Source organism: Streptomyces sp. NPDC098781 (assembly GCF_044759995.1).
In the GTDB taxonomy this organism is placed as follows: Bacteria; Actinomycetota; Actinomycetes; order Streptomycetales; family Streptomycetaceae; genus Streptomyces.
The window spans coordinates 93,712-103,509 of record NZ_JBIWAK010000016.1; the positions used below are offsets into that span (position 1 = coordinate 93,712).

Sequence of the window (9,798 nt, forward strand, 5' to 3'; positions counted from 1 at the left end):
ACCGCGATGTCACTGTGCACGTAGCAGAAACGCAGCAGGAGACCAGAAGGTTCCCCGTATCCCGCACTTCTACACGGCTTCGAGCACACTGAGTCAGCAACTCCGTGTGAACACTGTCGGCTGTCGTCACTGATCCCTCATCCACTGGTCCATCACCGCCAGGAGATGATCGGGATCGACCGGCTTCGTCACGTAATCGGACGCGCCCGACTCGATCGCCTTCTCCCGGTCGCCCTTCATCGCCTTCGCGGTCAGCGCGACGATCGGGAGCCCGGCGAACTGCGGCATCCTGCGGATCGCCGTCGTCGTCGCGTACCCGTCCATCTCCGGCATCATGATGTCCATCAGGACGACCGCCACGTCGTCGTGCTGCTCCAGCACCTCGATGCCCTCACGGCCGTTCTCGGCGTACAGCACCGACAGGCCGTGCTGCTCCAGGACACTGGTCAGCGCGAAGACGTTGCGGATGTCGTCGTCGACGATCAGCACCTTCTCACCGCCGAACCGGATGCCCCGGCGCGACTGCGGAGCCGCGCTCTGCTCCGGTGCCGTCCACTGCTCCAGCTGGGCAGGACGCTGCTCCAGCTCGTTGGCGGCCCTGCGGCGGCGCCTGAAGAGCGCGGCGGCGCCGTTCTGCGTCTCCCGGTACGACCGCACCTCGGCGGGCGTCTCGATCTCGACGTCGGACAGCTCCGCCAGTTCGGCCGCCGAGGCCACCAGGTCGCCCGCGTCCAGGGCCGGCAGCTGCTGCTGATAGCCGTGCGGAGGCAGTTCGCTGGGGTGCAGCGGCAAATACAACGTGAACGTCGAGCCACGTCCGGGCTCGCTCTGGGCGTGGATCTCACCGCCGAGCAGCTGGGCGATCTCCCGCGAGATCGACAGCCCCAGACCGGTGCCGCCGTACTTGCGGCTGGTCGTGCCGTCCGCCTGCTTGAACGCCTCGAAGATCACCCGCATCTTGCTGGCGGCGATCCCGATGCCGGTGTCGGTCACCGAGAATGCGATCAGCGGCGCGTCCGCCTCGGTCAGCGAGCCGGTCTCCAGCAGCTGCTCCCGGATCGTCTGCGGGACATCCATCCCGGCGGGCCGGATGACCAGCTCGACCGACCCGGAGTCGGTGAACTTCACCGCGTTGGACAGCAGGTTTCGCAGCACCTGGAGGAGGCGCTGCTCGTCCGTGTGCAGCGTGGCCGGCAGCTCCGGGGAGACCCGTACGGACAGGTCCAGGCCCTTCTCCGCGGTCAGCGGCCGGAAGGTGGCCTCCACGTAGTCCACGAGCTGGACGAGCGCGATACGCGTCGGCGAGACGTCCATCTTGCCCGCCTCGACCTTCGACAGGTCCAGGATGTCGTTGATCAGCTGCAACAGGTCCGAGCCGGCGCCATGGATGGTCTCGGCGAACTCGACCTGCTTCGGCGAGAGGTTGCCCTCGGCGTTGTCGGCGAGCAGCTTGGCGAGGATCAGCAGCGAGTTCAGCGGCGTCCGCAACTCGTGCGACATGTTGGCGAGGAACTCGCTCTTGTAGCGCATGGACACGGCCAGTTGCTCGGCGCGCTCCTCCAGGACCTGCCGCGCCTCCTCGATCTCGGTGTTCTTCACCTCGATGTCGCGGTTCTGCTGGGCCAGCAGCTCGGCCTTCTCCTCCAGCTCGGCGTTGGACGCCTGGAGGGCCTTCTGCCGGTTCTCCAACTCGGCCGACCGCTCACGCAGTTGCTCGGTCAGCTCCTGCGACTGCTTCAGCAGCACCTCGGTCTTGGTGTTGACGGAGATGGTGTTGACGCTGGTCGCGATCATCTCGGCGATCTGGTTGAGGAAATCCTTCTGGATCTGCGTGAAGGGGGTGAAGGACGCCAGCTCGATGACACCGAGCACCTTGCCCTCGAAGAGCACCGGAAGGACGATCACTTGCGCCGGAGGCGCCTCGCCGAGCCCGGAGGAGATCTTCAGATAGCCGCTGGGCGCGTTCTCCACGAGGATCGTGCGCTTTTCCTCGGCGGCCGTCCCGATGAGCGCCTCACCCGGCCTGAAGGACGTCGGCATGGAACCCATCGAGTAGCCGTACGACCCCAGCATCCGCAGTTCGTACTGGTCGTCGTTCTCGGCGGCCAGGTCCTTGCCGTCGAGCAGCGGCATGGCGACGAAGAAGGCGCCGTGCTGCGCGGTCACCACCGGCGTCAGCTCGCTCATGATCAGCGAGGCCACGTCCGCGAGGTCGCGCCGGCCCTGCATCAGCGCCGAGATCCGGGCCAGGTTGCCCTTGAGCCAGTCCTGCTCCTTGTTGGCGATCGTGGTGTCGCGCAGGTTGGCGATCATCTTGTTGATGTAGTCCTGGAGTTCCTGGATCTCGCCGGACGCGTCGACGTCGATCTTCAGGTTCAGGTCGCCTCGGGTCACCGCCGTGGCCACGCGCGCGATGGCGCGCACCTGCCGAGTAAGGTTTCCTGCCATTTCGTTCACGGACTCGGTGAGGTCGCGCCAGGTGCCGTCGACGTCCCGCACGCGGGCCTGGCCGCCGAGCTGTCCCTCGGTGCCCACCTCGCGGGCGACTCGGGTCACCTCCTCGGCGAAGGACGACAGCTGGTCGACCATCGTGTTGATCGTCGTCTTCAGCTCGAGGATCTCGCCGCGCGCGTCGATGTCGATCTTCTTGGACAGGTCACCCTTGGCGATGGCGGTCGTGACGAGGGCGATGTTGCGCACCTGCCCGGTCAGGTTGGACGCCATCTGGTTCACGGACTCGGTGAGGTCCTTCCACGTACCGGCCACACCGGGTACGTGCGCCTGACCGCCGAGGATGCCGTCCGTGCCCACCTCGCGGGCCACCTTGGTGACCTGGTCGGCGAACGAACTCAGCGTCTTCACCATCGTGTTGAAGGTGTCGGCGAGTTGCGCGACCTCACCGCGCGCCTCGATCGTCACCGTCCGCGTCAGATCGCCGTTGGCGACCGCCGCCGCGACCTGGGAGATGTTCCGCACCTGCATGGTCAGGTTCTTGGCCATCAGGTTGACGTTGTCGCTGAGGTCCTTCCAGATACCGACGACGCCCGGCACATGCGCCTGGCCGCCCAGGATGCCCTCGGTGCCCACCTCACGGGCGACTCGGGTCACCTGCTCGGCGAACGACGACAGCTGATCGACCATCGTGTTGACGGTGGTGACGAGTTCGAGGATCTCGCCCTTCGCGTCGACGGTGATCTTCTTGGACAGGTCTCCCTTGGCGACCGCGGTGGTGACCTCGGCGATGTTGCGCACCTGGATGGTCAGGTTGTTCGCCATGAAGTTCACGGACTGCGTGAGGTCCTTCCAGGTGCCGGAGACACCCTGCACCTCGGCCTGACCGCCGAGCTGACCCTCCGTGCCCACCTCACGGGCGACCCTGGTGACCTCCTCCGCGAACGACGACAGCTGGTCCACCATCGTGTTCAGCGTGTTCTTGAGCTCCAGGATCTCGCCGCGTGCGTCCACGGTGATCTTCTGGGACAGGTCACCGCGCGCGACCGCCGTGGCGACCTGCGCGATGTTGCGGACCTGGGCGGTGAGGTTTCCTGCCATTCCGTTCACGGAGTCGGTCAGGTCCCGCCACACACCGGCCACACCGGGCACCTGCGCCTGACCGCCCAGCCGGCCCTCGGTGCCCACCTCGCGGGCCACCCGGGTCACCTGATCGGCGAAGCCGGAGAGCTGGTCGACCATCGTGTTGATGGTGTTCTTCAGCTCCAGGATCTCGCCGCGCGCGTCGACGTCGATCTTCTGGGACAGGTCACCGCGAGCCACCGCGGTGGTCACCTGGGCGATGTTGCGCACCTGCGCGGTGAGGTTTCCTGCCATTCCGTTGACGGAGTCGGTGAGCTCCTTCCACGTGCCGGCGACCCCCGGTACGACGGCCTGACCGCCCAGCCGGCCTTCCGTACCCACGTCCCGGGCCATCCGCGTCACCTGGTCGGCGAAGGACGACAGCTGGTCCACCATCGTGTTCACGGTGTTCTTCAGCTGGAGCATCTCGCCGGAGACGTCCACGGTGACCTTCTGAGAAAGGTCGCCGTTGGCCACCGCCGTGGTGACCTGCGCGATGTTCCTCACCTGTCCGGTGAGGTTCCGGAACGCGGTGTTGACGGAGTCCGTCAGGTCCTTCCACGTCCCCGCCGCACCTGGCACCTGCGCCTGTCCGCCCAGCTCACCCTCGACACCGACCTCACGCGCGACCCGCGTCACCTCGGCACCGAAGGACGACAGCTGGTCGACCATGCCGTTGACGGTGTTCTTCAGCTCCAGCATCTCGCCGGCCACGTCGACCGTGACCTTCTGCGACAGGTCACCGTTGGCCACAGCCGTCGTCACGGCGGCGATGTCCCGCACCTGAATGGTGAGGTTCCGGAAGACCGTGTTGACGGAGTCCGTCAGGTCCTTCCACGTCCCCGCGGCACCCGGCACGTTCGCCTGGCCGCCCAGGCGTCCCTCGGCGCCGACCTCGTTGGCCACGCGCGTGACCTCGTCGGCGAAGATCCGCAGCGTCTCGGTCATCTGGTTGATCGTGTCCGCGAGCTGGGCGACCTCGCCCCGCGCCGACACGGTCACCTTCTGCGACAGATCACCGTTGGCGACCGCGGTCGTCACCTGCGAGATTCCTCGCACCTGCGCCGTCAGGTTGCCGGCCATGAGGTTCACCGAATCGGTGAGGTCCTTCCACACGCCGGCCACACCCGGCACCTTCGCCTGCCCGCCGAGCTCACCCTCGGTGCCCACCTCCCGGGCGACTCGCGTCACCTCGGATGAGAAGGAGGACAGCTGGTCCACCATCGTGTTGACGGTGTTCTTCAGCTCCAGCATCTCGCCGGCCACATGCACGGTGACCTTGCGGGACAGATCACCCTTGGCGACCGCCGTGGTCACCAGCGCGATGTCCCTCACCTGCGCGGTCAGCCGGTACGCCATGGTGTTGACGGAGTCCGTGAGGTCCTTCCACGAACCGGACATCCCACGCACGCGTGCCTGCCCGCCGAGCTTGCCCTCGGTGCCCACCTCGCTGGCCACCCGCGTGACCTCGTCGGTGAACGTGGACAGCTGATCGACAAGGTTGTTTACAGTCCGCCCGACCTTGAGGAACTCACCCCGAAGCGGATGACCGCCCCCCTCCTGACCCTGCGACCGCAGCTCCATACGCGGCGACAGATCACCGTCGGCCACCGCGGACAGCACCCGGCTGACCTCGGAGACGGGCCGTACGAGATCGTCGACCAGGGCGTTGGAGTTGTCGATGGCGGCGGCCCAGGAGCCCTCACAGGCGCCCGTCTCCAACCGTTCCGTGAGCTTGCCCTCACGCCCGACCATGCGCCGTACCCGCGCCAGCTCACCCGTGAGGTGGATATTGCGGTCGGCCACCTCGTTGAAGACGGCGGCGATCTCCGCCATCACGCCGTCCCCGGACACCGTGAGCCGCTTCCGGAAGTTCCCGTCGCGCATCGCCACGAGGGCCGCCAGCAGCCGGTTCAAGGCAGCCGTGTCCACGGCGGTGGTCCCGCCACGCGCCTTGCGCTCGTTCCTCAGGGACTGTCCGCCTTTCGCGCGCGTCTTAGTGCCCCGCGTCGCTGCGCCAGACTCCACTGTGTCCCTCCCGCAGGGGTCGACCGTCACTGCCGTGCTCGAGTTCTACTGTTCGGCGTACCCATTACCGATGAGTATTCCTGCCGGATATACCAGGCCACACCACGTGCTGCTGCCCGCGGTACGCGAATGACACCCAGCCTGACCGGACCTTCACAAGAAGCTTGCCCAGTGTTTCACCCCTGCTGAACCCGGCCATAACAGTTCGGCAGCTTCGCACATCGTCCGCACACCCTCCGGGCGGAAACACTGCCGACCGGCATCCGCATGGACGGCGAAGGTAAGTAACCTTGCATGCGGCTGTCCAGCCGCGCCGGTCCCGTCCGGCCTGGGCGGTGACAGGAGGAGTACGAGCGGGCATCGGAGGGGCAGCCGGACATGACCACCGGACTGATCCCGGGGGGACAATCCCCGGAGCGGCCGACGGGCGCGCAGATGCCGCACCAGCGGCACGAGCCGGGCGGCCACGGAGCCCTGCATGGAGACAATCGGACGAGGAGTTCAGTGATCACCGCGCGTGCGGCAGCCAGCTTCGATCCCGTCGGGCGATCGGTCGCGAGCGCCCGCTCCTTCGTCCGCGACACCCTCCAGGGCTGGGGCTTCGCCGACATCGTCGACGACGCCGTCGTCCTCACCAGCGAACTGGTGACCAACGCCGTCGTGCACGCGGGCACTTCCGCGGACGTCCTGTGCTTGCGCAGTGAAGATGGCGTACGAATCGAGGTGGCCGACCGGTATCCCGAGCGCGAGATCCCGCTCCAGGCCTCGCCCGTCAACATGGGCAGCCCTGACCGCGAGGGCGGCCGCGGCCTCCAGCTGTGCGCGGCCCTGGCCGGCCGCTGGGGCGTCGAGTACACGCCCACGCACAAGCAGGTCTGGTTCCAACTCGAGCTCCCCGAACGCCCGGTGGGCACCCGCGCGGCCGGCCCGTCGCTGCCCTCGGACCTCCTCCCGCTCGCCGACGGCCGCGTCCGCGTCGCCGTCGTCCAGATCGACCGCACGGGCGCCATCTCGTCGTGGAACGAGGACGCCGAGGAACTCTTCGGCTATGCCGCCGAGCAGGTCATCGGCAAGCCCCTGACCGACCTCGCCGCCTGGCCGCACACCCCGGGCACCAGCACCGGCATCGCGGAGGCGCTCCAACTCTCGCGCTGGGAAGGCAGCTACGGCATAAGGGGCGCCAACGGCCGCGTCACCCCGGTGTACGCCTCCCACCTCCGCGTCCGCGACACCGACGGCGACCCTTCCACGGTCTGCCTCCTGGTCCGCAACCACGAACGCGCCGTCCTCCAGACCCCGTTGCGCGTCCCCGCCTCCGACACCGCCTCCGAGTCCCAGAGCACCGACCCGTTCGAGGTGTTCATCGGCTCCCCGGCCCCGGACGACCTCGACGGCCTCCTCCAACGCACGGTGGAACGCGCCCGCGACATGCTCGACGGCGACTCCGCCTTCCTGCTCCTGGCGACCGACGACGAGACGGAACTGGAGGTCCGCGCCTCCACCGGCCTGCCCTCCGCCCGCCAGCGCTTCGCGCGCGTGCCCGTCGAAGCGGGCCCCGGCCGCTACGGCTCCGCCCGCATGCCGGCCGTCCACGAGGACCTCACGATGGTCCCCGGCGCCGTACCCCTCCTCAGGGGCACCGGCATGCGCTCGGTCGTCACGGTCCCCCTCAAGGTCGAGGGCCGCCTCACCGGCTCCCTGGGCGTGGCCGCCGAGGGCCCCGGCAGATACTCCAACGAGGAGGCACTGCGCCTCCAGTTCGCCGCCGACCGCATCGCGCTGGCGGTCGAGTCGGCCCGCCTCGGCGAACTCGAACGCCTGCGCCGCGGCTCCCTCAGCTTCCTCGTCGAGGCCTCCGACCTCCTGGCCGGCACCCTGGACCGCGACCAGACCCTGGCCCTCATGGCCCAGATGACGGTCCCGACCCTGGCCACCTGGTGCGCGGTCTACACGATCGCCGACCAGGCCTCCGAGCCCTACCTCTCCTACGTCCTGCACGAGGACGAGGAGCTCATCGACGGCATCAAGTCGCTGCTGTCGAAGATCTCCCCACCGGAGCCGATCGCCACCCCCGGCGCCCGCGTCTGGTCCGCCCCCGCCGAGTCCGCCCACCAGGCGGCCCTGCGCACCTCCATGCGCAGCCTCGGCCTCGGCGAACCCATCGGCCGCATCAGCGCGGGCATCGGCCCCACCCTCGCCACCGCGTCCGCTGTGGGCGGCGAGACGGTCGTACTGCCCCTGGTGGCCCGCAACCGAGTCATCGGCATGCTGACGCTCGGCAAGCCGACGGACGAACACTTCCGCCAGGAAATCCTGGAGTTGGCCGAGGACCTCTCCCGAAGGGCCGCCCTGGCCCTGGACAACGCCCGTCTCTACTCCGAGCGCACCGCCATCAGCCAGTCCCTCCAGCGCAGCCTCCTGCCGCCCGAGCTCCCCGAGATCGGCGGCGTCGAGGTCGAGGTCATCTACCGCGCGGCCGGCGAGGGCAACGAGGTCGGCGGCGACTTCTACGACCTCTTCCCCATCAGCGACGGCGCCTACGGCTTCGCCATCGGCGACGTCTGCGGTACGGGCCCGAACGCCGCGGCGGTCACCGGCCTCGCCCGGCACGCCCTGCGCCTCCTCGCCCGCGAGGGCCTCAGCGGCCCGGCGGTGCTGGAGCGCCTGAACTCCGCCATCCTCGACGAGGGCGCCCGCAGCCGCTTCCTGACGCTGCTCTACGGCGAGTTGAGGCCGCAGGAGGACGGCAGCGCCGAACTCAAGGTGGTCTGCGCCGGCCACCCGCTCCCGCTCCGCCTCCGCCAGGACGGCACGGTCGAGCCGGCCGCGGAGCCCCAGCCGCTGCTCGGCGTCATGGAGGACCTGGAGCTCTACGAGCAGACGGTCACCCTCGACCCCGGCGATGTCCTCCTCTGCGTCACGGACGGCGTCACCGAGCGCCGCGAGGGCAGCCGCATGCTCGGCGACGACGGTCTCACCGACGTCCTCACCACCTGCACCGGCCTCACGGCGGGCGCGGTGGCGGCTCGCATCATGCGCGCGGTCGAACGCTTCGCCTCTGACGCCCCGTCCGACGACATGGCGATCCTGGCCATGCGTGTCCCGGGTCTCCACAAGGACTGAGCGCAAGATCGGCAAAAGGGCATGAAAAAGGCCCCGCCCGAATGGGCGGGGCCTTTCTGGTGGAGCCCCCAAACGGAATCGAACCGTTGACCTTCTCCTTACCATGGAGACGCTCTACCGACTGAGCTATAGGGGCCTGCTGCCTTTTGCGAAGTTCCCCTCGCGGCAACGGAATAGATCATACCCCGAACACACCCGTGCCCCAAACCCATCAGAAGGCGGGCTGGAGCAGTCCTCCGAGCGCGTTGCAGGCGGACACGACGCGCTGCATGTCCCGCTTGGTCAGCGAGGCGTCGACGGGCAGAGCCAACGTTTCGTCAGCGGCCCGCTCGGTCTCCGGCAGCGACACACACCGCCGGAACTCGGGAAGCCGATGCACCGGAGTCTTCACCGGCACCCGGCACTCAACTCCCCTGGCCCGCACGGCCCGAGCGAACGCGTCGCGATCCGGCCGCCCGTTCCCCGGCACCCGCACGACGTACTGCTGATAGGTGTGCCCGTCACCGCCATCGGGCGTGAGCACGCCCTTCAGCTTCGCATCCAGGTACGAGGCCCGCTGCCTGCGCTGAGCGATCTCGTCGTACGGAACCTCGGACTCACCCTGCTCCAACACCAACAGCCCGTGCCGCTGGCCGACTTCGTGCAACCGAGCGATATCGGCAGACCGACCGAATCGGTGTACGGCCACCACGGCCGCCGTACGCGAGGTGACGGCCGCCTCGACGGCGACGCCGTCCAGGCAATAGGTCAGCGGATCTATGTCTGCGAACACCGGCAGAGCCCCGGCCAGGACCACGGCCTCGGCGACTTCGGCGTTCCCGAAGGCCGGTACGACGACCTCGTCACCGACTCCGACGCCGGCGGCCCTGAGCATTGCAGCAGTACCCATGTGGGGGATGTTGGTTGCGTTACGTGAACTTCAGGTGACGCACAACAAAAAAGGGTTGGACCCGGAACGGAAGTTCCGGGTCCAACCCGATAAAAGGAGTTCGGCGGTGTCCTACTCTCCCACAGGGTCCCCCCTGCAGTACCATCGGCGCTGTAAGGCTTAGCTTCCGGGTTCGGAATGTAACC

The 9,798-nt window shown here is 68.3% G+C and carries 3 protein-coding genes, 1 tRNA gene and 1 rRNA gene; 1 reads left to right on the top strand and 4 read right to left on the bottom strand.

Annotated features, from left to right (window positions below; genetic code table 11):
* Window positions 1-126 precede the first annotated feature (126 nt).
* Window positions 127-5,601 (bottom strand): HAMP domain-containing protein, encoded by a 5,475-nt coding sequence (locus tag ACIQWG_RS39800; protein ID WP_404105724.1) that lies wholly within the window; start codon window positions 5,599-5,601, stop codon window positions 127-129.
* A gap of 378 nt (window positions 5,602-5,979) precedes the next feature.
* Here ACIQWG_RS39800 and ACIQWG_RS39805 point away from each other — a divergent pair, with 378 nt between their 5' ends.
* Window positions 5,980-8,724, top strand: coding sequence for a SpoIIE family protein phosphatase (locus ACIQWG_RS39805; protein WP_404105727.1), 2,745 nt, complete (start codon window positions 5,980-5,982; stop codon window positions 8,722-8,724).
* A 60-nt stretch (window positions 8,725-8,784) separates the two neighbouring features.
* Here ACIQWG_RS39805 and ACIQWG_RS39810 read toward each other — a convergent pair.
* The 3 genes from ACIQWG_RS39810 to rrf form a co-directional block, all read right to left on the bottom strand.
* A tRNA-Thr gene (locus ACIQWG_RS39810) sits at window positions 8,785-8,860 on the bottom strand.
* 75 nt (window positions 8,861-8,935) lie between these two features.
* On the bottom strand, window positions 8,936-9,598 hold the full coding sequence (locus ACIQWG_RS39815) for a DegT/DnrJ/EryC1/StrS family aminotransferase (RefSeq protein WP_404105740.1): 663 nt from the start codon (window positions 9,596-9,598) through the stop codon (window positions 8,936-8,938).
* 113 nt (window positions 9,599-9,711) lie between these two features.
* A 5S ribosomal RNA gene (gene rrf, locus ACIQWG_RS39820) occupies window positions 9,712-9,798 on the bottom strand; the annotation flags it as partial.